This is a genomic window from Mycobacterium sp. RTGN4 (assembly GCF_033804635.1).
Classification (GTDB): Bacteria; Actinomycetota; Actinomycetes; order Mycobacteriales; family Mycobacteriaceae; genus Mycobacterium.
In genome coordinates, this window is the sequence record NZ_JAPZLB010000011.1 from 182,064 (window position 1) to 206,902 (window position 24,839).

Below are 24,839 nucleotides of genomic sequence, written 5' to 3' on the forward strand. Positions count from 1 at the left end.
AGTATCCCGCTGCGGGGGAAGGCAAGCCGATGCTGGTGTTCCCACATGCAGGTGGGGCGGCGCTGGCCTACCGTGCGTTGGGCACCGCACTCGCGAGGGCAGGCAGCACCGCCTACGTCATGCAGTACCCCCAGCGTGGAGACCGGCTGGCTCACCCGGCACCGTCGACGGTCGGCGACCTTGCGCAGGACCTGTTCGACGCAGGCGACTGGGCCGGGCTGGGCTCGGTCCGGCTGTTCGGGCACTGCATGGGGGCCGTAGTGGCCTTCGAGTTCGCGCGCGTGGCAGAACGTCACGGCGTCGAGGTCAGCGCGTTGTGGGTGTCGGCAAGCGAGGCACCATCGACCGTCGCGGCGTCGCCCGACCTGCCGATGGCCCAGCACGAGATCATCGCCGAAATGGTGGAGCTCGGCGGCACCGACCCACAGTTGCTCGACGACGACGACTTTCTGGAACTGTTGCTGAAGGCGGTGCGCGCAGACTACGCGGCGTTCAATCGGTACGCATGCGACGCGAGCGCCACGATCGCCGCCGACGTCCACACCCTTGGCGGTGAGCGCGATCATCGAGTGAGCGCGGACATGTTGCGCCGCTGGGAGCTTCACACCACGGGAGCGTTCACCCTTTCGATGTTCGATGGCGGCCACTTCTACGTCAACGATCACATCGCGGACGTCGCGGAGTTGGTCAATGAGCTCTAGTGAGCCCGCCGCGGACGATCCGGTCGTGATCGTCGGCATGGCGGTCGAGGCACCGGGGGGTGTCAACACCGCCGACTCGTACTGGTCGCTGTTGTCCGAGCAGCGAGAAGGGTTGGGGCACTTTCCCACCGATCGCGGATGGTCGATCCGTGAGCTACTGGACGGTTCACATCGCGACGGCTTCAAGCCGATCCACGACCTGGGCGGGTTCCTCGCCGACGCGGCCGCCTTCGACCCGGAGTTCTTCGGCATCTCTCCACGCGAGGCCGTTGCCATGGATCCACAGCAGCGGGTGGCGCTGCGCCTGGCCTGGCGCGCTTTGGAAAGCAGCGGCATCAACCCCGACGACGTCGCGGGACACGACGTGGGCTGCTACGTCGGAGCGTCGTATCTGGAGTACGGCCCCGAGCTCGCCGAATTCTCCAACCACAGTGGGCATCTCATCACGGGTACCTCGCTGGGCGTCATCTCCGGTCGCATCGCCTACACGCTCGATCTGGCGGGGCCCGCAATGACCATCGACACTTCGTGCTCGTCGGCGCTCACTGCCTTCCACCTCGCGGTACAGGCAGTCCGGACGGGGGACTGCGACATGGCGTTGACCGGCGGCGTGTGCGTGATGGGCACCCCCGGCTACTTCGTCGAGTTCTCCAAGCAGCACGCGCTCTCCGACGACGGCCACTGCCGTCCCTACAGCGCGCTCGCAAGCGGCACCGTCTGGGCGGAGGGCGCGGCGATGTTCGTGCTGCAACGCAAGTCTCGCGCGCTGTCCGATGGACGCCACGTGCTCGCCGAGGTACGTGCCACGGGCGTGAACCAGGACGGCCGCACCGTCGGCTTGACCGCGCCGAGCGAAACCGCGCAAGCTCGGCTCTTCCGCAAGGCCATCGACGCGGCCGGAGTGCGGACGGAGCACGTCGGCATGATCGAGGGGCACGGCACCGGCACCCGCCTTGGTGACCGCACCGAGTTGCGGGCGCTCGCCGATACGTACGGCGGCGGGTCGCCCGGCTCGGGTGCACTGCTCGGGTCGGTGAAGTCGAACATCGGGCATGCCCAGGCCGCGGCGGGCGGGCTCGGTCTGGCCAAGGTGCTGCTGGCAGCCGCGCACCGCGCAGTGCCCGCCAGCCTGCACGTCGACGAACCCAGTCGTGAAATCGATTGGGACGCACGGGGGTTGCGGCTGGCCACCAAGCTCACGCCGTGGCCTGCCGTCAACGGGACGCGTATCGCCGCCGTTTCGGCGTTCGGGATGAGTGGCACGAACGCTCATGTCATCGTCTCGATGCCCGACGGGACGGCCGCCTGATGGCTACCGGCGCGTTCCCCGACGGGCGCACGCCCGTGGTGCTCAGTGCCCACGGGGACGGTCTGCTTGGCCAGGACGCAGCGGCGATCCTCGCCTACCTCGACGGTCATCGCACGGTCGCCGACGTCGCCGACGTCGCATCGACGTTGCATCGCACCCGCAGGCTGCGGCGACATCGGGCAGTCGTCCGGGCCGCCGACATCACCGAACTTCGCGAAGGCCTTGGCGCCCTCGCGGCTTCCGACGATCACCCGCTGGTCACCCGCGCGACCGCACCGGGCCGCACCGCCGAGCGCGGACGCACCGCGTTCGTCTTTCCGGGGCAGGGCAGCCAGTGGCCCTCGATGGGCGTGGACGCCTATGCGCGGCTGCGGGAGTACCGAGCGGAGGTGGACACGTGCGCGACGGTCTTCGCGTCGCTGACCTCCGCGTCGCCGCTCGAGTATCTGCTCGCCGACCCCGCCGCCGATGTCCGTACCAACGACTTCTCGCAGGTCCAGATCCAGGGCGCCCAGTTCGTGCATGGGGTGGCGCTCGCGCGCGTGTGGCGCGCCGCTGGTGTGCTGCCCGACATCGTGGTTGGCCACAGCCTTGGCGAGTTGGGTGCCGCCTACGTCGCCGGGACCATCACCCTGGCGGCGGCTGTCGGCGTCGTGATCGCCCGCGCCACGTTGCTCGACCGGCTCACCGGCCCCTACCGGGTTGCGGTGCTCGGGATCACCCCCGCGCAGGCGCAGGACGTCATCGCGGTCACCCCAGGGTGGTTGGAGCTGTCGGTGGTGAACTCGAAGTCGTCGGTCGCGGTGTCCGGTGACAGCGCCGCCGTGGCCGCTGCAGTGCGCACCGTCAGCGAGCGGGGCTCGTTCGCCAAGGAAATCGAGATGTGGTTCCCGGCGCACACGACGGCGCTCGACTCGATGCGGGCCGAACTCGAAGCCCTGCTGCCGACAGGCGAATTCGCCGATGCGGCCGTTGAGTTCATCGGGTCGGCCACGGCCGACGTCGTGAAACCAGGCACTCCATTCGCCGACTACTGGTACGCGAACCTCCGGTCCACCGTGCGGTTCGACCGTGCCGTTGGCGCCGCCGTCGCGCATGGGGCACGGACGTTCGTGGAGATGTCCGCACATCCCGCGCTGCTGTTCGCGATGGACGAGGTGCTCGACGACCTTCCCGACGTCGCCGAGGGCACGACCACGGTGGTGGGGTCCGGAAGCCGCGGCGAGCCAATCGTCGACCGGCTATCGGCCAACATCGCCGCCATTGCGCTGACCGATTCAGCACATCGGTGGGTCGGTGAGCCGCGAAAGCCGCTGCCAGACTTCCCCTTCGCGCCGATGCACGGCGATCAACTCTGGGCCTTGCCGGAACCCTTGCCACCGATCGCAGGCATCACCGTCGCACTCGAGCACTGGGAACGCGTTCCTACGCTGGTGCCCGACGGCCACCGTCGCGTGGCCTTGTTCGACGCCGGTGCCGACGCGCGGCTCGCGGATTCGTTGCGCGCCGCGATCCACAGGCACAGCGGGTTCGTCATCGTCGAGCCCGCGGACGCCGACGTATTCGTCGTGATAGCACCGCAGTTCGAACACGGGGATGCGGTACGCGCCGCCGAGCAGTTGAGCGAGCGCATCGAACGGGACCTCTTCGGGTACACCACCGCGATCACGCCCGGTTGCCGCGACGTCTGGCTCGTCACCGTCGGCGCCGAGCGGACGCAGCCATGCGAGCCGGTGGCGCGGCCCGCTCCGGCGGCGCTGGCCGCGATGCACCGCAGTGTGGGACTCGAATACCCCGACCAGCGCTTCGGGCACCTCGACCTACCGGTAGCCGAGCGCGCCGACGCTGAGCTTGACGCAGCCGTAGCGGTGCTGCTCGGCGACGCTGCCGTCGTGACGGTGCGCCACGGCGACTCCGGCGCGGCGGTCTACCGGCGATCGATGCGCGACGCGGGACCACGACCCCCGTCGTGGTCGGCCGACTCCGGCGTGCTCGACGACGTGGTCGTCACCGGCGGAGGCGGCGCCATCGGCATGCACTACGCACGGGCACTCGCCGAGCGCGGTGCGCGGCGGGTGGTCCTGCTCAGCCGTGGCGGTGCCGACGCCGCCGCGCTGGTTCGGCTCACAGAGGCCCACGGCACCGAGTTCGTCGCGCCCCGTTGCGATCTCACCGACGCCAGCCAGCTTGCCGCGGTGGCAGCCAAGTTCGCGGGGGGCGGAGCGAGCCTGGTGATCCACGCCGCCGGAGCGGCCACCATCGTGCCGCACCGGGACCTGACTTCGGCTGCGGCCCGCGACACGTTCGCCGCGAAGGTCATCGGGCTGCACCACCTGACCCACGTCTGGCCGCTGCGTCCGGAGGCGCGAATCCTGTTGTGTTCTTCGGTATCCGGACTCTGGGGAGGCCGCGGGCACGCCGTCTACTCGGCTGCGAACAGGCTGCTGGACGTGATGGCCGAGCGGTTGCGTGCGGAAGGGCGGAACTGCACGGCCGTGCGGTGGGGACTGTGGCAGGACACCGGGATCATCGATGCCGAGGAGATCGCCCGCGTAGAACGCTCCGGACTGCTGGCCATGCGACCCGAGCGCGCCGCCGAGGTGAGCCTGCGCGATCACGCCGGGGACCCCATGGTGTTCTCGGCCGACACGGACCGACTCGGCGCATTTCTCGAGCCGGACCAAATCGCCACCGCAGTCCGCGACGCTCCGGAATCCGAAGCCACAGTGCGCGACGCCGGCACGACGATGCGTGCGGCCCTTGGAGCGGTGCTCAAGCTGCCGGACACCACCGGCCTGGACCTCGACACGTCCCTCCTCGACCTCGGGGTCGACTCGCTTCTGGCGGTCGAGCTCAAAAAGAGGCTGAAAAAGGCCACCGGGCGGACCGTGCCCCTGGCCACGATCCTCGGCGGAGCTACCGCGACCGAGTTGATCGAACATCTGGAAAGCCCCGAGAAGAAGGCACTCATCCGTGACTGACATCGCATCCGACATTCGCACCGACCGCCTCGAGTTGATGCGGCGCAAGCTCGCCGAGCGGGGGCTCGCCTCGGTCGACGGCGGCGCGGCGGAGCTGGCTCTGGACCCCGCCCTACTCTCCGACGGGCAGCGCAGGATGTGGTTCGTTCAGAGCGTCGACCCCAGCGGGGTGCTGCTCAACATCTGCTTGTCCTACCGGCTGTCCGGTGCCGTCGACGCCGACCGCCTTCACGACGCACTCAAGGCCGTGGTACGACGCCATCCCGCACTGCGCACCACGTATGGGGCGGATCAGAACGGCGAACCGCGCGCCACCGTGCACGACGACATGGGTGCGGCGTGGGCGGTGCACGACCTCTCCGACAAGTCCGAGCGGGCTCGCGCGCTCCGCCTCGAAGTGCTTGCACAGCGCGAGTTCGGCGCCGCGTTCGACTTGACGGAGCACTCGCCTCTGCGCATCACGCTGATCAGAACCGGGCCCGCAGAACACGTCATGCTGCTCGTCGCGCACCACATCGCCTGGGACGACGGATCCTGGGCCGTCTTCTTCGAGGACCTGACCCGCGCATACTCGGGGGAGCAACTCCCACCGAGCCCACGTCTGTTGCCACCGGTCGCCGACACTAGCACCGAGGATCTTGCGTACTGGCGTGCCGTCATGGCCAATCCGCCAGAGCCACTGGAACTTCCAGGACCGACGGGATCGGCGATACCGACCAGCTTCCGTTCGCAGCGCAGCGCGTTGAGACTGTCGGCCGAGACGGTGGAGAAGGTGACCGAGTTCGCCCGCGACACCGGCGCGACTCCGTATATGGTGCTGCTCGCCGCGTTCGGAGCCTTGATCAACCGATACACCCACACCGACGACTTCCTGGTCGCCGCACCGGTGCTCAATCGCGACACCGACGAGACCATCGGCTATTACGGGAACACCGTCGCGATGCGGCTGCGGCCGAACGGATCCGAGGGTTTCTGCGCACTCGTCGACGCCACCCGTGACGTCGCGCTCGGCGCCTTCGCCCATCAGCGCGTGAACCTGGACCGAGTGGTGCGCGAGTTGAATCCCGACCGACGCCACGGGGCCGAACGCATGACGCGCGTGAGCTTCGGCTTTCGGGAACCCGACGGAGGCGGCTTCAATCCCGAAGGCGTGGAGTGTGCACGCGCCGAATTACGCGGTCACACCACGCAGTTGCCGTTGGGCTTCATGATCGAACTCGATGACAGCGGAGCCACCGTCGAGGTCGAACACCTCGCCGAGATCGTCGACGTCGCGCTCGCTCGACAACTGCTCGCGCACTACGTGGTACTCCTTGAGCACGCGCTGGCAGAACCCGACCGGCCGCTGTCTCGGCTGGACCTGTTCACCGAAGCCGATGCGCAGTGGATGCAGCGGGTGTCGCGCGGCGAACGGTTCGACACCCCGGCCACCACGCTGACGGGCCTGGTCACCGAGCAGGTGGCCCGCACGCCCGACAACATCGCGATCGTCTACGAGGGCAGGCACTACAGCTATCGGGAAGTCAACGAATCCGCGAACCGACTGGCCCACTGGCTGATCGAGCGTGGCATCGGCCCAGAAGACCGGGTGGCCGTACTGCTCGACAAGTCGCCGGAACTGGTGATCACCGCCCTTGGCATCGTCAAGGCAGGCGCGGTTTACCTGCCGGTCGATCCGACCTATCCCGAGGACCGGCTGAGCTACATTCTGGCCGACTCCGACCCGAAGGTCGTGCTGCGGGAACCGGTCACGGGTTTGGAGGACTACCCGACGACCAACCCGACAGACGCCGACCGGATCAGCCCACTGCGGCCCGAGCACACCGCATACCTGATCTACACGTCGGGTTCCACCGGCCTGCCCAAGGGCGTACCCGTTCCGCACCGACCGATCGCCGAGTACTTCGTGTGGTTCGGCGGCGACTACGAAGTAACAGAACAGGATCGGCTGCTACAGGTGGCCTCCCAGAGCTTCGACGTGTCGATCGGGGAGATCTTCGGCATGCTCGCCGCCGGTGCCAGACTGGTGATTCCGCGGCCGGGCGGGCTCGGCGACATCGGATACCTGACCGACTTGCTGCGCAACGAGGGCATCACCTCGATGCACTTCGTGCCGTCGCTGCTCGGACTGTTCCTTTCGCTGCCGGGGGTCAACGAATGGCGCACGCTGCAGCGGGTGCCCATCGGCGGTGAAGCGCTACCGGGTGAGCTCGCCGACAAGTTCCACGCAACGTTCGACTCGCTGCTGCACAACTTCTACGGACCCACCGAGACGGTGCTCAACTGCACCCGGTACAAGGTCGACGGCAAGCAGGGCACCCGGATCGTGCCGATCGGCACCCCGAAGATCAATACGCAGATCCACTTGCTCGACGACGCACTCCAACCCGTCCCGGTAGGTGTGATCGGCGAAATCTACATTGGTGGAACGCATATCGCACACGGCTACCACAACCGCGTCGGCTTGACCGCCGAGCGCTTCGTGGCCGATCCGTTCCGTGCCGGCGGTCGGATGTACCGGTCCGGCGACCTGGCGCGCCGAAACGCCGACGGCGACATAGAGTTCGTCGGCCGGGCCGACGAACAGGTCAAGGTGCGCGGGTTCCGCATCGAACTCGGGGAGGTCGCGGCCGCCATCTCCGTCGACCCCTCGGTGGGTCAGGCCGTCGTCGTGGTCAGCGACCTGCCGGGCCTTGGCAAGAGTCTGGTCGCGTACGTCACGCCTGTCGGCGGCGCCGACGTCGTCGAGCTCGACCGAATCCGGGCGCGCGTCGGTGCGGCGTTGCCCGAGTACATGATTCCGTCCGCGTACGTTGCACTGGACGAGATACCGATCACCGCCAACGGCAAGATCGATCGAAGGGCGCTGCCGGAACCCGAGCTGAGGTCGGCGACCGACTACCGCGAACCCGCCACCGACACCGAACGGCAAGTGGCCGAATTGTTCGCCGAACTGCTCGACCGCGAGCAGGTCGGTGCCGACGATTCGTTCTTCGAACTCGGAGGCCACTCGCTGCTGGCCACCAAGCTGGTGGCAGCGGTCCGCGCCAGGTGTGGGGTGGACGTCGGCGTGCAAGACGTCTTCGAAATGTCCACCGTCGCGGCCATGGCGGCTCACGTCGACGCCTTGGTCGCATCGGGTGGCGCGTCCGTCGGGCCTGGAATCGAGCCCGTCCCGCACGACGGTCCGCTCCAGATGTCGGCCGCCCAGCTGCGACAGTGGTTCCAGTTCCGAATCGACGGCCCCAATCCGGTCAACAACATTCCCTTCGCCGCAAAGGTGACCGGGCCAAGCGACGCTGATGCACTGGTCGCGGCCATCAACGACGTCGTCGAACGGCACGAGATTCTGCGCACCACGTACCGCGAGATCGATGGCGCGCCATACCAAGTGATCAATCCTGCAGCACCGCTCTCGGTGCGACGAGCACGAGGTGACGACGAGGACTGGCTGCAACGCGAGCTCGACGCCGAGCGCAAGTACTGCTTCGAGTTGGAGACCGACTGGCCGATCCGCGCCGCGGTGTTGTCCACGCCGGACTACCACGTGCTGTCGATCGTCGTGCACCACATCGCCGCCGACCACTGGTCGGCAGGGGTGTTGTTCACCGACGTGCTCACGTCCTACCGCGCCCGCCGGATGGGCGAGTCGGTGTCGTTGCCGGCATTGCCAGTGCAATACGCCGACTTCGCGGCGTGGCAGGCCAAGCTGCTCGCCGACGACGGCGACGCGGTACGTGCGCAACGCAAGTACTGGATCGGCCAGCTGAGCGGGCTACCGGAGGAGAACGGGCTGCGACCCGACTTCCCACGTCCTCCGGTGCTGTCGGGCGGTGGCGACGCACTGGACTTCACCATCGACGGCGCCACGCGGGCCAAGCTCGTCGAACTCACCCGCGAACTGGGCGTCACCGAGTTCATGCTGTTGCAGGCGGCCGTCGCCGTGGCGCTGCACGCCGCGGGCGAAGGGGTCGACATTCCGCTCGGCACGCCGGTGGCCGGTCGCACGGAACACCAGCTCGATCAGTTGATCGGGTTCTTCATCAACATCGTCGTGTTACGCAACGACCTGTCCGGAAATCCCACACTGCGCGAGATGTTGCGGCGCACACGCGAAATGGCGCTCGGCGCATACAAGCATCAGGAGCTGCCGTTCGACCGCGTCGTCGACGCGGTCAGCCCCGTGCGGTCGTTGTCGCGAAACCCGCTGTTCGGCGTCGTCGTTCACGTCCGGGAGGAGCTGCCTGCCGACCAGGTCATCGACTCTGGACCCGACGGCGAAACCCGTTTCACCGCACTGGAGCCCACCTTCGACGTGGCGCACGCCGACCTGTCGCTCAACTTCTTCGCACAGGCGGAGGCGGGCTACCAGGGCACGGTGATCTACCGGACCGAACTTTACGAACGCACCACCGCCCAGCGGCTCGTCGCCTTGCTGCACAAGGTGATCGCGGCGTTCGCCGAGGACGCCCATCAGACGCTGCGCGACCTAGTGGTGGTCGATCCCGCCGAGCGCAGGCGCATCGTCGAGGAGCTCAGCCGCACGGCCGTGCCGCCCGACGGGTTGCCGCAGACAGCGGGCGCAACGCACGTCTTCGTGCTCGACGAGTGGCGGGAACCGACGGCAATCGGCGTCATCGGCGACGTGTACTACGCGGGCGGGGCGGTCGACGAGGCCTTCGCGCAGCGGACCGAGGCCGGCGCAGCGCGATTCGCTCCGAATCCCTTCGCAGAGGGTAGACAGCTGTACCGCACGGGGGACCGCGCCCGGTGGACGGACGACGGCAGGCTCGACATCGTCGACGGCGGTGATCACCGGGTGCAGGCCGCACTCGAGGCGATCGACGGGGTCGCGGCCGCGGCCACCAGGGCCTGGCCCGTCCGCGTCGGCACGCAGTTGGCCGCATACGTCGTACCCGAGCGACCGATCGCGGAGGCCGGAGCGCGCGACGAGTTCGTCTCGCAGGTGCGTGCGGCGCTGCCAGAAGAACTGGTGCCGCCCTCAATCACGGTGGTCGACGAGATCGCTCCAAATACCTTGCAGCGTCCGGTGTTCAGTTCGGTCCAGTCGACCGAGCCTGCCCACACCGAGACCGAACGCGCACTGGCCGCGATGCTCGTCGACGTGCTCGGCATCGACCGGGTCGGTCGCTACGACGACTTCTTCACGCTCGGCGGCGACAGCATCCTTGCCGTGCAACTGGCGGCGCGTGCGAGGGATGCCGGAGTCCCACTCACCGCGCGCATGGTCTTCGAGCATCCCGAGCTGGCCGAACTCGCCGCAGCCATCGACGCGAAGGGCGGGGCCGACGGGGACACGGTCTCGGCCGACACCTACCACGAACCGATGGCGGCATCCGGGCTGTCGGCCGACGAGCTGGCCGCGCTGACGGCGGGCTGGGGACAAGCGCAGGACGAAACGTGACGGCCGGCGTCGAGGACGTACTCGCCCTCAGCCCGTTGCAGCAGGGCCTGTACTCGCTGGCCGGGCTGACCGACCGCGAGGACGGCACCGACCCGTACGTCATAGCGATGGCCGCCGACGTCGAGGGCAGCCTCGACGCGGACCTGTTCCGCGCGTGTGCCGAGCAGCTGTTGGTACGTCATCCGAACCTGCGGTCCAGCTTCTTTCAGGGCAACCTGAGCAAGCCCGTGGCCGTCGTGCCGTCGGCCGTCGACCTGCCGTGGCGGCACGTCATCGCTACAGAGGACGAGGCGACCGCGCTGGAGCACGAGGAGCGGCGGAGGTCCTTCGAGCTCGGCCGCGGCCCCGTGATCCGCTTCCTGCTCATCGAGAAGCCGAACGAGCAGTGGCGGCTGGTCGTGGTCGCGCACCACATCGTCATCGACGGGTGGTCGCTGCCGGTGTTCGTCGGCGAACTCATCGCGCTATACGGCGCCGGCGGCGACGTCGAAGCGCTTCCGCCTGCGCCGCGCCCCTACCGTGACTACATCGGTTGGCTTGCGGGCCGGGACCAGGAAGGCAGTCGGACGCGGTGGCGTACCCATCTGGACGGGCTGGCTGCACCCACTTTGCTTTCGCCCGCGCTCACCGGGCGCGAGGCCAGCCCAGGGCTGCCGGAGCGCGTCGAGGTCACCCTCGACGAACGGGCCACCGCCGAACTGCTGGAGGCCAGCAGGAACCGCGGCGTCACGGTCAATACGCTGTTCCAAATGGCCTGGGCGGCCATCCTTTCCGCCTTCACCGACCGCTCTGATGTCGTGTACGGCGTCACCGTGTCGGGGCGCCCCGACGAGTTGTCGGGTGTGGAGTCGATGGTCGGGCTCTTCATCAACACCGTTCCGCTGCGCGTGCGACTCGACCCGGCCGAGCCCGTCGGGAGGCAGTGCCTCGCGCTGCAACGTGAGGCCGTCGACCTCCGGGACCACAGCTATATGAGCCACACCGAAATTCGCGCGGTGGGCGGGCTCGGCGAGATGTACGACACGCTGCTGGTGTACGAGAACTTCCCGCCCGGGGGACTAGTCGGCAGCAACGAGTTCCCGCTCGCCGGCGCCGTTCTGAAACCCGCTGCGCTGGAGAGCTTGTCGCACTTTCCGATCACCATCGCCGCCCACCCGACCCACGGCACGCTCACAGTCCTTGTCGAAACCCTCGACGGTGCCCTTGGGGCGCTGCGAGCCGACGAACTGGGCCGACGCGTGCTGACCGTCGTACAGCGGCTGGTCTCGGCGTGGGAGCGCCCGTTGCGGGACGTCGCAGTCACGTTCGATGACGAAACACGCTCGGAAGCAACGGCTGTAGCTGAAGTGCCTGCCGGTGGCGTCCACATTGCGTTCAGCGCCGTCGCCGCGGTGTCGCCAAATTCCGTCGCGCTCAGCTGGGACGGCGGCGAACTGACCTATCGCGAGCTCGACGCCGCTGCCGACCGGCTCGCCGCTCACTTGGCTAGCCGGGGGGCGGGTCCCGAGACCCCCGTGCCGATCCTGCTGCACCGCGGCCCCGATTACGTGGTGGCCATGCTCGCGGTGCTCAAGGCGGGCGGCCTTATCGTGCCGCTGGATCCCTCGATGCCCGTCGAGCGGGTCAACGAGATCATCGGACAGACCCTCGGACATGCCACGGCACCGGTCGTCATCGACGATGCAGTGGTGGCCGCCGCCGCAGCGGAACCCCCGGCTGACTATCGGCCCGCAGGGGTGCTACCGGACCAGGGTGCGTACGTCGTCTTCACCTCTGGGACCACCGGAAAGCCGAAGGGCGTCATCGGAACTCATGACGCATTGCTGGCCTACGGCGCCGACCACCTGCGCAGCATCCTGCAACCAGCGGCACGGCGAGCCGGGCGCGCGCTGCGCATCGCACACGCCTGGTCGTTCACGTTCGACGCGGCGTGGCAGCCGCTGGTCGCGCTGCTCGACGGACACTCCGTGCACATCGTCGGGGATGCGGTGCAACGGGACGCCGAGGCGCTGGTCGACGAAATCGAGCGGCACGCCATCGACATGATCGACACCACGCCGTCGATGTTCACCCAACTACGGGCGGCAGGACTGCTGTCCACCGTTGGGCTGAAGGTGTTGGCGCTGGGTGGCGAGGCGATCGACGCCGCGGCGTGGCAGTCGATCCAAGCCGAATGCGCCCGCGCCGGAATGTCCGCCCACAATTGTTACGGCCCAACCGAAACCACGGTCGAGGCAGTCGTCGCGGCCATCGTCGATCACGCCGCCCCGTGCATCGGCCTGCCTACCGACTCCACCAGTGCACACGTCCTGGACTCCTGGCTGCGACCGGTGCCCGACGGGGTGGCGGGGGAGCTCTACCTGTCCGGAGGCCAGTTGGCCCGCGGCTATCTGGGCCGTCCAGCAGAGACGGCGGCCCGGTTCGTCGCGAACCCGTTCGCGCCTGGCGCACGCATGTACCGCACGGGCGACGTCGTGCGCAGGACGCGCGATGGCGCCCTCCAGTTCCTCGGCCGCAGCGACGACCAGGTGAAGATCCGCGGCTTCCGCGTCGAACCGGGCGAGGTGGCCGCGGTCCTCCACCGACACCCCGGTGTCCGGGGTGCGCACGTCGCCGTGCGGCGCCACCGCAGCGGTCCCCGGCTGACCGCGTACGTCGCGACCGACGTCGACGTCGCGGAGCTGCGGCGGATGCTCACCGCGACGCTGCCGAGGTATCTTGTGCCTCACCACATTTTCATCGTCGACGAGATTCCGCTCAACACCAACGGCAAGGTCGACGACAGGGCGCTCGCGGCCGTCGACGTGGACCGTCAGTCCGATCGTTTCGAAGGCCCGGCCACCGCCACCGAGGTCGTGCTCGCAGAGGTCTTGGGTGACGTCCTTGGCGCCAAGGACGTCGACGTCACGGCCGACTTCCTCGACCTCGGCCTCGACAGCATCGTCGCATTGTCGGTCGTGCAAGCGGTCCGGCGCAGGGGATTACGCCTGCGGGCGCGCCTGATGCTGGACTGCGCGACGGTTCGTGAGCTCGCCGTCGCGATCGACTCCGACACCGACGACCACGAACGCGCCGCCGAGGACGACGGCGATCCGATTCCCTTGTTGCCCAACGGACATTGGCTGTTCGCCCACGGGGATGCGCGCAGACTGGCGCAGTCCGAAGCGATCCACCTGCCGGTCGGCGTGACGCGCGAGCGCCTCGATGCCATGCTGCAGACCGTGGTAGCGGGTCATGCGGTGCTCCGCAGCCGGCTGGACGTCGAGACCATGACGCTGGTAGTCGGTCCCGTCGACGACACGAGCGTCGTGCTGCGGGAAGTCGTGTACTCCGGAGCGTTGTCGGCGGCGGTGACCGAACACACCGGTCTCGCGGTGGAGCGGGTCGATCCCCAGCGCGGCGTGATGCTCGACGCGGTGTGGCTGCGCCCGGCAGACGGCGGACCAGGGCTCCTGCTGCTGACACCGCACGTGCTCGCCGTCGATCCGGCATCTTGGCGGATCGTGTTCGGGGAACTTGAAACTGCATGGCACGCCCTGGCGGGGGGTCGGACGCCGATGCCCGTCAGGGAGCACACGTCGCTGCGCACGTGGTCGCGCTTGCTGGCCGAGCGCGCGTTGAAGCTCGACTCTTGCGACTTCTGGGCGCGTCAACTCGAGGGGCCCGACCCTGACCTCGGGGCACGGCGAATCGACCCCGACCGCGACCGCGTGGCCGACGTGGTGGTCACGCTGACCCTCGCCGACGCCGAGTTGACCGAGCGGCTGCTCGGTGGCCCGGTACCGGTGACGGAGGTGCTCATCGCTGCCACGGCGCGCATGGTCAACGAGTGGCGCCGGCTTCGTGGCCAGGGGCCCACGGCTCCATTGTTGGCGCTGGAGACCCACGGCCGCGCCGATGCCGTGGTGTCCACCGGGATGGGCGAGCAGTCGGTGGACGTCGACACCGGCGACACCGTGGGTCTGCTGAGCGCGATCTACCCGATGCGGATCGACACCGATGACGCGGCGGGCGTGGAAGCACGGCTGGCGGCCATCCCTGGTGACGGCATCGACTACGGGCTGCTGCGATACCTGCGCGCGGACACCGCGGAACGGCTTGGTGCACAACCTGAGCCACAGATACTGGTGAACTATCTGGGTCGCTTCCATCAGGAGGCCGCGGCCAATGCGCTGCAGTCCGACCGCACGCTTCTGACCGACGCCTCCCGGCTACCCGAGCCCAATCTCGCAGTGCGCCACGAACTCACGCTGATGGCGGCGGTGCTCGAACGAGATGGCAGGCCGGTACTCGGCGCCCAGTGGCGAACCCTGCCCGACATCCTGTCCGCCGCCGACGTCGCCACCTTGCAGGCGTTGTGGCTGGACGCACTGCGAGAGGTGAGTTGAGTGAGCGCGAACAGTAGCGGCACGTTGGCGGTGATCGGTGCGGGCGCCAAGGCCATCGCCATCGCGGCCAAGGCGGCCGAGCTTCGGGCCATGGGCGTCGACGCGCCAGACGTCGTCGCCGTCGAACGATCCGGGGTCGCGGCCAACTGGCAGTCCGGCGGCGGCTGGACGGACGGCAACCACCGGTTGGGCACCGGGCCCGAGAAGGACGTCGGCTTCCCCTATCGGTCATCGCTGGTTCCGCGCCGCAATGCGGAGTTGGACGAGCGGATGACCCGGCACAGCTGGCAGGCCTACCTCGTCGCGACGGGCCAGTTCGCCGAATGGATCGACCGTGGCAGGCCGGCACCCACGCACCGTCGCTGGAGCCAGTACCTGCGGTGGGTGGCCGACGACGTCGGCCTGTCGGTCGTGCAGGGGGAGGTGCAGCGCATCTCGGTTGACGACTACCGATGGACATTGCATACCGAGGACACCACGGTGGCAGCCGACGGCGTCGTCGTGACCGGACCGGGCCAGCCGGAGCGATCAGTGCTGCCGGGAAACCCGCGGGTGATGTCGATCGCGCAGTTCTGGCATCGCGCCGCGCAGCACGAGCGCATCTCGGCTGAGCGCGTCGCCGTCATCGGCGGCGGTGAGACGGCGGCCTCGATGCTCAACGAGCTCTTCGGCCACCGGGTTTCGACGATCACGGTGATCTCGCCGTCGGTCACGCTGTTCACCCGGGGCGAGAGCTTCTTCGAGAACACCCTGTTCTCCGATCCGACCGGCTGGACCAGCCTCACGCTCGCGGAGCGGCGAGACGCGTTGGCCCGCACGGACCGTGGAGTGTTCTCGGCGCGAGTCCAGGATGCGCTGCTCGCCGACGACCGCATCCGGCATCTGCGTGGCCGGGTGGCGCACGCGGTAGCCCGGGACGATCGAATTCGGTTGACGCTCAGCACCAATACCGCGGGCGAGGCCGTCGAGACCGTGCACGGTTTCGACTTGGTGATCGACGGATCCGGCGCCGACGCGATGTGGTTCCTCCCGCTGTTCAGCCAGGACGCCCTGGACGTGTTGGAACTCGGCCTCGGCTGTCCGCTGAGCGGGGAGGCCCTACAGGAGTCGATCGGACACGATCTCGCCGTCAGTCACGTCCACCCGAAGCTGTTCCTGCCTGGGCTGTCTGGGCTGACCCAGGGGCCTGGCTTTCCCAACCTCAGCTCCCTGGGCCTGTTGTCCGACCGCGTGCTTGCGGCAGATCTGAATCACGACTCGATGAGGAGACTCGATGAGCAGCAATCCGTTCGATGACGAGCACGGCGCCTTCTACGTCCTGGTGAACGACGAGGAGCAGCACAGCCTCTGGCCGACGTTCGCAGACGTGCCCGCCGCTTGGCGGGTGGTGTTCGGGAGCAGTACGCGCGCCGACTGCCTCGCCTTCGTCGAGCAGCAGTGGACCGACGTGCGGCCCAAGAGCCTGCGCGACGCAATGGCGGCCGGCTGACCTTTTGCCGCGAGCGCGCGTGTTTGCACACGACACGCCACGTCGCTGCAACACTTTGCGTGCGCTCGCGCCAGGAGCGTGGCACCGCTGCGTTCCCATACGCTGGGTCGGTGATCCGGATCGGCGCCATGCTCTGGGTCGTCGCGACGCTGGCGTACTTTCTCGCGGAGGCGGTCGCCGCCGCGGCGCTGCCTGGATACAGCTATGCCGCGGACTACATCAGCTTGCTCGGACAGCCAAACAGCTCGCCCCACGCCACCTTGATGAACGCCGCCTTCGTCGCGCAGGGTGTGCTGTTTCCGCTCGGGGCGATGCTGCTCGCACCTGGCGCGCGGGCTCCAAAGGACTTGCTGTTCTTGGCCTTTGCGGTACTCAACGGCTTGGGCAACATCATGGTCGCCACTGTCCACAGCGGAGCGGGCGAGCGATGGCACGTCGTCGGCGCTGCGCTCGCGATCGTTGGCGGTAACGCAGCCGTGCTCGCCGGCTCGTCGGCACTGCGGGGCCAGATTCCTTCGCCGACATATCGAGTGGCATCCGTCGTGCTGGCAACCGTGGGTCTCGTCGGTCTGATCGGGACGGCCTTCGAGTCGCCGGCCGTCGGCCTCTGGGAGCGCGGCAGCGTCTACCCGATCTTCGTGTGGCAGGCGGGCACCGCGCTATGTCTGCTGAGCCGGCGCTCGAGCGCGCGCTGAGTGCCACATGGACGCGGCGTGTCGCGTGCAGACACGCGCGCTCGAGAGAAGAAGCGCTAGGTCTGTTCGGCGAGCGGCCGATCCATGTCGAACACCCTTGCGTGCAGTACAGGCCGGTTACGCAACGCGGCCCGCACCGCCTGGTGCACGCCGTCTTCGAGATACACCACGCCCTCCCATCGCACGGCGTGCGGGAACAGGTCGCCGTAGAACGTCGAGTCCTCCGACAGCAGCCGGTCGAGCTCTAGCACCGTGGTGGTGGTCACCAACTCGTCGAGCCGGATTTGCCGCGGCGGTATCTGAGCCCACTGCCGATACGACAGTCCGTGCTCCGGATACGGCTTGCCGTCGCGTACCCCTTTGAAGATCACGGGCGCGCTTTCGCTGAATTCGTCCCCCGCAACCTCAATTTGCGCATGCAAGGAGGTTAATCGCACATTCCCGTGTTGTCCTTGGCATGGGTCTCGACCGGCCGGAGCGGGCTACGGGGTGTTCGGTCGGTGTCCGCGCAGTTAGGCACCGTAAAATGAACCTAGCCAGGAGATGAACTATGCCAGGAGGTGAACGATGAGTAGTGCCGACGATCGTCGGTTCGAAGTGCTGCGCGCCATCGTCGCCGACTTCGTCACCAGCAAGGAACCCATCGGCAGCAAGGCGCTCGTCGAGCGGCACAACCTGGGCGTGTCCAGCGCCACCGTGCGCAACGACATGGCCGTACTCGAGGCCGAGGGCTACATCACCCAGCCCCACACCAGCTCGGGCCGCGTCCCCACCGAGAAGGGCTACCGCGAGTTCGTCGACCGGCTCGACGAGGTCAAGCCGCTTTCGACCAGCGAACGCCGTGCCATCCTGACGTTCCTCGAGACCGGCGTCGACCTGGACGACGTGCTGCGCCGCGCGGTCCGCCTGCTCGCACAACTCACCCGGCAAGTCGCCATCGTGCAGTACCCGACGCTTTCCGCGGCCAGCGTGCGTCACCTCGAGGTCGTGGCGTTGACGCCCGCGCGGCTCTTGCTGGTCGTCATCACCGACGCCGGTCGCGTCGACCAGCGCATCGTGGAACTCGGAGACCCCGTCGACGAGTACCAACTCGGTCAGCTGCGCGACCGGCTTGGACAGGCGTTGGAGGGCAAACCTCTGTCCGCGGCGTCCATCGCAGTATCCGAACTCGCTATCCATCTGGACGGCCAAGGCGGCCTCGGGGATGCGGTCGGTCGGGCGGCTACCGTGCTGGTGGAGACGCTGGTCGATCACACCGAGGAGCGGCTGTTGCTCGGCGGTACCGCCAACCTGACCCGCAATACCGCCGACTTCGGAGGTTCGCTGCGGTCGGTGCTCGAGGCCCTGGAGGAGCAGGTCGTCGTGCTCAAGCTGCTGGCCGCCCAGCAGCAGGCCGGTAAGGTTACCGTTCGGATCGGTCACGAGACCGAGGCCGAGCAAATGGCCGGTACCTCGGTGGTGAGCACGCTGTACGGCAGCGCGGGCAAGGTGTACGGCGGAATGGGTGTGGTGGGTCCCACCCGAATGGACTACCCGGGGACTATCGCCAACGTTGCCGCGGTTGCGCTCTACATCGGCGAAGTCTTGGGCACCCGCTAGGGGTGTCAAACGGACCGCGAGAGCGGCTTGAAGAAGAGTTTAGAAGGGTTGAGGCGTGGCACGCGACTACTACGGCCTGCTCGGGTTGAGCCAGGGCGCGAGTGATTCGGACATCAAACGCGCCTATCGAAAGCTCGCCCGCGAGCTGCACCCCGACGTCAATCCCGACGAAGAGGCCCAGGCGCGCTTCAAGGAGATCAGCGTCGCCTATCAGATCCTGAGCGACCCCGAGAAGAAGCGGATCGTCGACCTCGGCGGCGACCCGTTGTCGAACGGCGCCCCTTCCGGCGGGGGCTTCGGCGGGTTCGGCGGCCTTGGCGACGTGTTCGAGGCGTTCTTCGGTGGCGGTGGCGCCACGCGCGGGCCGATGGGCCGGGTCCGTCCTGGTTCGGACGCGCTGCTGAGGTTGCGCCTGGACCTCGATGAGTGCGCCACCGGAGTGACCAAGCAGGTCACCGTCGAGACGGCCATCCTCTGCGACGTGTGCCAGGGCAAGGGCACGCACGGCAAGTCCACGCCCATCGCCTGCGACACCTGCGGTGGCCACGGCGAGGTCCAGTCCGTGCAGCGGTCGCTGCTCGGCCAGGTGCTGACGTCGCGGCCGTGCCCGACGTGTCGTGGCGTCGGGGAAGTCATTCCCGACCCGTGCCACCGCTGCGGCGGCGACGGACGCGTGCGGGCCCGGCGCGAAGTAAGCGTGAAGATCCCTGCGGGCGCAGGTGAGGGCGTACGTCTGCGGCTGGCCGCCCAGGGTGAGGTCGGTCCTGGCGGTGGCCCCGCCGGCGACCTTCACGTCGACATCCACGAGAAGCAACACGATGTCTTCATCCGCGACGGCGACGACCTGCACTGCACGATCTCGGTACCGATGGTCGACGCGGCGCTCGGGACCACCGTCACCGTGGACGCGATCCTCGACGGTCCCACGGAGGTGACGATTCCGGCGGGCACCCAGCCCGGCGCCGTCATCTCGTTGCGTGGCCACGGAATGCCGAACGTCCGCTCGGGGGTGCGCGGAAACCTGCACCATCACCTCGAGGTCGTGGTGCCCGACCGGATCGACCACCAGGACATCGAGCTCTTGAGCAAGCTCAAGGAGCATCGGGTCCGCGACGTCGCGGAAGTGAAGTCGGTGCACGCGGGGTCCGCAGGAGGAAGTGGCCTGTTCAGCCGACTGCGTGAGACCTTCACCGGCCGCTAACCGTGAGCCGCGCGCTGTTCTACGTCGACGCGCTGCCTGCCGTCGGCGAGTTGGTCGACGTCGACGGCGACGAGGGTTTTCATGCCGCCAACGTGCGTCGGATCCGGTCCGGTGAGGAACTCGACCTCTCCGACGGCGCAGGTACGGTCGCGCACTGCGTTGTCGAGGATGCGGTCAAGGGGCGACTTTCGGCGCGGATCGTCGACGTCCGCACGGTCGCGGCGGCAGCTCCGCAGGTCACCGTGGTGCAGGCGCTGCCGAAATCGGACCGTTCCGAGTTGGCGATCGAGTTGGCCACCGAGGCTGGCGCGGACGGTTTCGTGGCCTGGCAGGCAGAGCGGTGCGTGGCCAGGTGGGACGGGGCCGCCAAGATCGACAAGGGGTTGCGGCGTTGGCGTGCGGTGGCCCGTTCGGCGGCCAGACAGTCGCGGCGTGCCCACATCCCGGCCGTCAGAATGGTGGTCTCCACCCCCGATTTGGTCCGGCTGACTCGCGACGTGGTGGCAGCTGGCGGGCTGGTGCTCGTCCTGCATGAGTCCGCGAATGAACCGCTGGCCGAAGTCCCCGTCGCCTCAGCCGATTCGCTGATGCTTGTCGTCGGTCCGGAGGGGGGAATCAGCGACGATGAGCTCGCCGATTTGCGGGCTGGGGGCGCGGTGGTGGCGCGCTTGGGACCGAGCGTGCTCCGGACGTCGACGGCCGCGGCCGTCGCACTGGGCGCGCTCGGCGTACTGACCCAGCGTTGGCGGTAACAGAGCTCCGGCTTATCCATTGGGGTGAGACGGTGACCAGCGGTAAACTGGCAGTCGCAGTGAACCCGGCAGCAACCCCGTATAGACACAGAAGGCAGGCCAAGAACTCCACGTGACACCCCGCGAGACAAGCGCTGCTTCTACGTCTTCTACTTCATCTAAGGCCGTGCGCAGCAGCATCAATGTTCCGCCTGACCTCGTGGTGGGCCTGCTAGGTTCCGCCGACGAGAATCTGCGCGCGCTCGAACGACTATTGACGGCCGACGTTCACGTGCGGGGCAACGTGGTCACGTTGTCCGGCGAACCCGCCGACGTCGCACTTGCCGAACGCGTGGTCACCGAGATGGTGGCGGTCGCCAACGGCGGGCAGACCTTGTCTCCCGAGGCCGTGCGACGGAGCGTGGCGATGCTTACCGGCGACGACGACGAGTCTCCGGCCGAGGTGCTGACCCTCGACGTCTTGTCGCGGCGCGGCAAGACCATTCGTCCCAAGACGCTCAACCAGAAGCGCTACGTGGACGCCATCGACGCGCACACCGTCGTGTTCGGCATCGGCCCGGCCGGTACCGGCAAGACCTATCTCGCGATGGCGAAGGCAGTCAGCGCCTTGCAGTCCAAGAAGGTGGACCGCATCATCCTGACCCGTCCGGCGGTGGAAGCCGGTGAGCGCCTTGGCTTCTTGCCGGGTACGCTGTCGGAGAAGATCGACCCTTACCTGCGGCCTCTGTACGACGCGCTGCACGACATGATGGACTCCGAGCTCATCCCAAAGCTGATGAGCGCCGGGGTGATTGAGGTTGCGCCGCTCGCCTACATGCGTGGCCGAACGCTTAATAATGCGTTCATCATCCTCGACGAGGCCCAGAACACCACGGCCGAGCAAATGAAGATGTTCCTGACGCGCTTGGGCTTCGGCTCGAAGATCGTTGTGACGGGTGACATTACGCAGGTCGATTTGCCCGGCGGAGCTACCTCGGGGCTGCGTTCAGCGGTGCGGGTGCTGGACGGCATCGACGACATTCACGTCTCCGAACTCACCAGCGCCGACGTCGTACGCCACCGGTTGGTGTCCGAGATCGTCGACGCCTACGCGAGATCCGAAGAGCCGACGGCGATGAACCGGGCTGAACGTCGGGCCGGGCCGGGCCGGCCGCGACGGTGATCCGATGACCATCGAGGTATCCAACGAGTCGGGCATCGACATCTCCGAAACCGAACTCATCAGCGTCGCCCGCTTCGTCATTGCGCGGATGGACGTGAATCCGGCCGCCGAGCTGTCGATGGTATTGCTCGACACCGCGGCCATGGCCGACCTGCACATGCGGTGGATGGACCTCCCTGGCCCGACCGACGTGATGAGCTTCCCGATGGACGAGCTCGAACCCGGCGGTCGCCCCGACGCACCCGAACCTGGCCCGTCGATGCTCGGCGACATCGTGCTGTGTCCGGAGTTCGCGGCCAAACAGGCCGAGTCGGTGGGACATTCGCTCGGTCAGGAGTTGGCGCTGCTCACTGTGCACGGAGTGCTGCACCTGTTGGGCTATGACCACGCCGAACCGGACGAGGAGAAGGAGATGTTCGCCCTTCAACGCGAGCTGCTGGAGGAGTGGGTGGCCGACCAGGTGCAGGCCTACCACGTCGACCGGCAGAGCGAGAAAGACCGCAGGCTGCTGGACGGTTCGCGCTACTTCGACCAACAGTGACCGGCCTAGCTCCGCTGCTGGGCGCCATCGCGCTCACCCTGCTCGGCGGGTTGTTCGCGGCGATCGACGCCGCCATCAGCACGGTTTCGATGGCGCGCATCGAAGAGATGGTGCGTGACGAGCGGCCGGGGGCGGTGCGGCTGCTGCGTCTCGTCGGCGATCGCCCCCGCTACATCAATCTCGTTGTGCTGTTGCGCATCACGTGTGAAACCACCGCGACCGTGCTCTTGGTCGCGTTCCTGTACGAGGACCTTGGCCTGGAATGGGGCCTGGTGGCGGCCGCCGTGATCATGGTGGTGGTCAGCTTCGTCGCGGTCGGAGTCGGACCGCGCACCATCGGGCGCCAGAACGCGTACTCCATCGCATTGCTGGCTGCGCTTCCGCTGCAAGCCATCTCGGTGCTGCTGGCGCCGATCAGCCGACTGCTGGTGGTGATCGGGAACGCGCTCACGCCGGGGCGCGGCTTCCGCAACGGTCCGTTCGCATCCGAGATCGAACTCCGTGAAGTCGTGGATATGGCTCAGCAGAGTGGCGTCGTGGCTGACGACGAACGGCGAATGATCCAGTCGGTGTTCGAGCTAGGTGACACGCCTGCGCGTGAGGTGATGGTGCCACGCACCGAGATGGTGTGGATCGAGTCCGACAAGACCTCCGGGCAGGCGACCTCACTTGCGGTGCGCAGCGGGCACTCCCGCATCCCGGTGATCGGCGAGAACGTCGACGACGTCGTGGGTGTCGTCTACCTCAAGGATCTGGTGCAGCAGACGTACACCGCCAACGGCGGCATCGAGACCAGAGTCGGTGAGGTCATGCGCCAACCCGTCTTCGTGCCCGACTCCAAGCCGCTCGACGAACTGCTGCGGGAGATGCAACGCGACCGCAACCACATGGCCCTGCTGGTTGACGAGTACGGCGCGATCGCTGGCCTGGTCACCATCGAGGACGTGCTCGAGGAGATCGTCGGTGAGATCGCCGACGAGTACGACACCGACGAGGTCGCGCCGGTGGAAGAGTTGGGTGACAAGAACTTCCGCGTGTCCGCACGCCTGCCGCTGGAGGACCTCGCGGAGTTGTACGAGTTGGAACTCGACGACGACCTCGACGTCGACACGGTCGGCGGCCTACTCGCGCACGAGCTCGGCCGAGTCCCATTGCCCGGCGTTGAGGTGACGTGGGATACGTTGCGGTTGCGGGCCGAAGGCGGTCGCGACCACCGTGGCCGGGTTCGCGTCGGCACCGTGTTGGTGCGACCCACTGAAACCGAGGGAGAGCCGTGACCCTGGACGCCGAGGACACCAAGCTGGTGGTGCTCGCCCGCGGAGCAATGGCGCGAGCCGAGGCTGGCAGTGGCGCTGCCGTGCGTGATCTCGACGGACGCACCTATGCCGGGGCGCCGGTCACCCTCGAGGCACTGCCGCTGACAGCGCTTCAAGCCGCCGTGGCCGCGGCGGTGTCCAGCGGCGCCACGGGTTTGGAGGCCGCGGTGTTGGTCGGCGGACCCGACGACGACGCCGGCGTGGCCGCCGTCCGCGAATTGTCGGCCGATGCCGCAGTGGTCGTGACCGATCGTGCGGGGAATCCGTTGTGACCGAGTTTCGTTCGGGATTCGTCTGCTTCGTCGGCAGACCCAACACCGGCAAGTCGACGCTGACCAATGCGCTCGTCGGTACCAAGGTCGCAATCACGTCGAGTCGGCCGCAGACAACGCGTCACACCATTCGCGGCATCGTGCACCGCGAGGACTTCCAGATTGTGCTCGTCGACACGCCAGGTCTGCACCGGCCACGTACCCTGCTCGGCGAGCGGCTCAACGAACTGGTCAAGGCCACCTATTCGGAGGTCGACGTCATCGGGATGTGCATCCCTGCCGACGAGACGATCGGCCCGGGCGACCGGTGGATCTACCAACAGATTCGCGCCGTCGCGCCCCGCACCACGCTGGTGGTCATCGTCACCAAGACCGACAAGGTGTCGAAGGACAAGATCGCCATGCAGCTGATGGCCGTCAGCGAGCTCACCGGTGGCACGGCCGAGATCATCCCGGTGTCCGCCACCAAGGGCGACCAGATCGACGTGCTCGTCGACGTCCTCGTCGCGCAGTTGCCGCCCGGCCCGGCCTTCTATCCCGACGGCGAGTTGACCGACGAGCCAGAGGAAGTGCTCATGGCCGAGCTCATTCGCGAGGCCGCTCTTGAAGGTGTGCGCGACGAGCTTCCGCATTCACTCGCCGTGGTGATCGAGGAGGTCAACGAAAGAGAAGGGCGTGACGACCTTATTGACGTGCACGCCATCCTCTACGTGGAACGCGACAGCCAGAAGGGCATCGTCATCGGCAAGGGCGGCGCCCGGCTACGCGAGGTGGGTACCGCAGCGCGCATTCAGATCGAGAAGCTGCTTGGCACCAAGGTGTACCTCGAGCTACGGGTGAAGATCGCCAAGAATTGGCAGCGCGACCCCAAACAGCTTGGCCGCTTGGGGTTTTAGTGATTTCGGCGTGGGGGGGGTTTGGGGGTGGGGCCCCACAACAACCACAAAAAGAAATTTGGGTGGGGGGACACCGGCCCACCCCCGGAGCGGGGGGGGGGTAGAACGACAC

17 protein-coding genes are annotated in these 24,839 nt (G+C 67.8%); 16 read left to right on the forward strand and 1 reads right to left on the reverse strand.

The window, feature by feature from the left end; translation table 11 throughout:
* Nucleotides 1–29 precede the first annotated feature (29 nt).
* From SLQ30_RS23300 to SLQ30_RS23335, 8 genes are all read left to right on the forward strand, one after another.
* Nucleotides 30–701, forward strand: coding sequence for a thioesterase II family protein (locus SLQ30_RS23300; RefSeq protein ID WP_413468145.1), 672 nt, complete (start codon nt 30–32; stop codon nt 699–701).
* Nucleotides 691–2,010 carry a polyketide synthase gene (locus SLQ30_RS23305; protein ID WP_319449115.1) on the forward strand — a complete coding sequence of 440 codons (1,320 nt, stop codon included), beginning with the start codon at nt 691–693 and terminating at the stop codon, nt 2,008–2,010. The genes SLQ30_RS23300 and SLQ30_RS23305 overlap by 11 nt, the downstream gene beginning before the upstream one ends.
* Nucleotides 2,010–4,991: a mycobactin polyketide synthase MbtD gene (gene mbtD / locus SLQ30_RS23310; protein ID WP_319449116.1), complete on the forward strand. Its 2,982-nt coding sequence runs from the start codon at nt 2,010–2,012 to the stop codon at nt 4,989–4,991. The genes SLQ30_RS23305 and mbtD overlap by 1 nt, the downstream gene beginning before the upstream one ends.
* Nucleotides 4,984–10,416 (forward strand): non-ribosomal peptide synthetase, encoded by a 5,433-nt coding sequence (locus tag SLQ30_RS23315; RefSeq protein WP_319449117.1) that lies wholly within the window; start codon nt 4,984–4,986, stop codon nt 10,414–10,416. The genes mbtD and SLQ30_RS23315 overlap by 8 nt, the downstream gene beginning before the upstream one ends.
* The gene (locus SLQ30_RS23320; protein WP_319449118.1) at nt 10,413–14,804 is read left to right on the forward strand and encodes an amino acid adenylation domain-containing protein; all 4,392 of its coding nucleotides are present in this window, start codon (nt 10,413–10,415) and stop codon (nt 14,802–14,804) included. Before SLQ30_RS23315 ends, SLQ30_RS23320 begins: the two co-directional genes overlap by 4 nt.
* Nucleotides 14,805–16,100, forward strand: a complete 1,296-nt coding sequence (mbtG, locus tag SLQ30_RS23325; protein WP_319449119.1) for an NADPH-dependent L-lysine N(6)-monooxygenase MbtG — start codon at nt 14,805–14,807, stop codon at nt 16,098–16,100.
* The gene (locus SLQ30_RS23330) at nt 16,078–16,293 is read left to right on the forward strand and encodes an MbtH family protein (RefSeq protein WP_319449120.1); all 216 of its coding nucleotides are present in this window, start codon (nt 16,078–16,080) and stop codon (nt 16,291–16,293) included. The genes mbtG and SLQ30_RS23330 overlap by 23 nt, the downstream gene beginning before the upstream one ends.
* 110 nt (nt 16,294–16,403) lie before the next feature.
* Nucleotides 16,404–16,988: a DUF998 domain-containing protein gene (locus SLQ30_RS23335; RefSeq protein ID WP_319449121.1), complete on the forward strand. Its 585-nt coding sequence runs from the start codon at nt 16,404–16,406 to the stop codon at nt 16,986–16,988.
* Between the two features lie 56 nt (nt 16,989–17,044).
* Here SLQ30_RS23335 and SLQ30_RS23340 read toward each other — a convergent pair whose 3' ends face one another.
* The gene (locus tag SLQ30_RS23340) at nt 17,045–17,359 is read right to left on the reverse strand and encodes a type II toxin-antitoxin system VapB family antitoxin (protein WP_319449122.1); all 315 of its coding nucleotides are present in this window, start codon (nt 17,357–17,359) and stop codon (nt 17,045–17,047) included.
* Between the two features lie 196 nt (nt 17,360–17,555).
* Here SLQ30_RS23340 and hrcA point away from each other — a divergent pair, with 196 nt between their 5' ends.
* The 8 genes from hrcA (at nt 17,556) to era (ending at nt 24,727) form a co-directional block, all read left to right on the forward strand.
* Nucleotides 17,556–18,587, forward strand: a complete 1,032-nt coding sequence (hrcA, locus tag SLQ30_RS23345) for a heat-inducible transcriptional repressor HrcA (RefSeq protein ID WP_319449123.1) — start codon at nt 17,556–17,558, stop codon at nt 18,585–18,587.
* Nucleotides 18,588–18,642: 55 nt separating this feature from the next.
* Nucleotides 18,643–19,788, forward strand: coding sequence for a molecular chaperone DnaJ (gene dnaJ, locus SLQ30_RS23350; protein WP_319449124.1), 1,146 nt, complete (start codon nt 18,643–18,645; stop codon nt 19,786–19,788).
* Between the two features lie 2 nt (nt 19,789–19,790).
* Nucleotides 19,791–20,540, forward strand: a complete 750-nt coding sequence (locus SLQ30_RS23355) for a 16S rRNA (uracil(1498)-N(3))-methyltransferase (protein ID WP_319449125.1) — start codon at nt 19,791–19,793, stop codon at nt 20,538–20,540.
* 112 nt (nt 20,541–20,652) lie between these two features.
* Nucleotides 20,653–21,702 carry a PhoH family protein gene (locus tag SLQ30_RS23360; RefSeq protein WP_319449126.1) on the forward strand — a complete coding sequence of 350 codons (1,050 nt, stop codon included), beginning with the start codon at nt 20,653–20,655 and terminating at the stop codon, nt 21,700–21,702.
* 4 nt (nt 21,703–21,706) lie between these two features.
* Entirely contained in the window at nt 21,707–22,243 is a 537-nt protein-coding gene (gene ybeY / locus SLQ30_RS23365) for an rRNA maturation RNase YbeY (protein WP_319449127.1), read from the forward strand.
* On the forward strand, nt 22,240–23,520 hold the full coding sequence (locus tag SLQ30_RS23370) for a hemolysin family protein (RefSeq protein ID WP_319449128.1): 1,281 nt from the start codon (nt 22,240–22,242) through the stop codon (nt 23,518–23,520). Before ybeY ends, SLQ30_RS23370 begins: the two co-directional genes overlap by 4 nt.
* A 47-nt stretch (nt 23,521–23,567) precedes the next feature.
* The gene (locus SLQ30_RS23375; protein ID WP_319449166.1) at nt 23,568–23,831 is read left to right on the forward strand and encodes a cytidine deaminase; all 264 of its coding nucleotides are present in this window, start codon (nt 23,568–23,570) and stop codon (nt 23,829–23,831) included.
* Complete coding sequence (gene era, locus SLQ30_RS23380; RefSeq protein WP_319449129.1) at nt 23,828–24,727, forward strand: GTPase Era; 900 nt, start codon at nt 23,828–23,830, stop codon at nt 24,725–24,727. The genes SLQ30_RS23375 and era overlap by 4 nt, the downstream gene beginning before the upstream one ends.
* Nucleotides 24,728–24,839: the final 112 nt, after the last annotated feature.

Coding starts and splice junctions, on each gene's coding strand:
- hrcA (WP_319449123.1), top strand. CDS start 17,556: ATGAGTAGTGCCGACGATCGTCGGTTCGAAGTGCTGCGCGCCATCGTC.
- mbtD (WP_319449116.1), top strand. CDS start 2,010: ATGGCTACCGGCGCGTTCCCCGACGGGCGCACGCCCGTGGTGCTCAGT.
- SLQ30_RS23375 (WP_319449166.1), top strand. CDS start 23,568: ATGGCGCGAGCCGAGGCTGGCAGTGGCGCTGCCGTGCGTGATCTCGAC.
- SLQ30_RS23330 (WP_319449120.1), top strand. CDS start 16,078: ATGAGCAGCAATCCGTTCGATGACGAGCACGGCGCCTTCTACGTCCTG.
- SLQ30_RS23305 (WP_319449115.1), top strand. CDS start 691: ATGAGCTCTAGTGAGCCCGCCGCGGACGATCCGGTCGTGATCGTCGGC.
- SLQ30_RS23300 (WP_413468145.1), top strand. CDS start 30: ATGCTGGTGTTCCCACATGCAGGTGGGGCGGCGCTGGCCTACCGTGCG.
- ybeY (WP_319449127.1), top strand. CDS start 21,707: ATGACCATCGAGGTATCCAACGAGTCGGGCATCGACATCTCCGAAACC.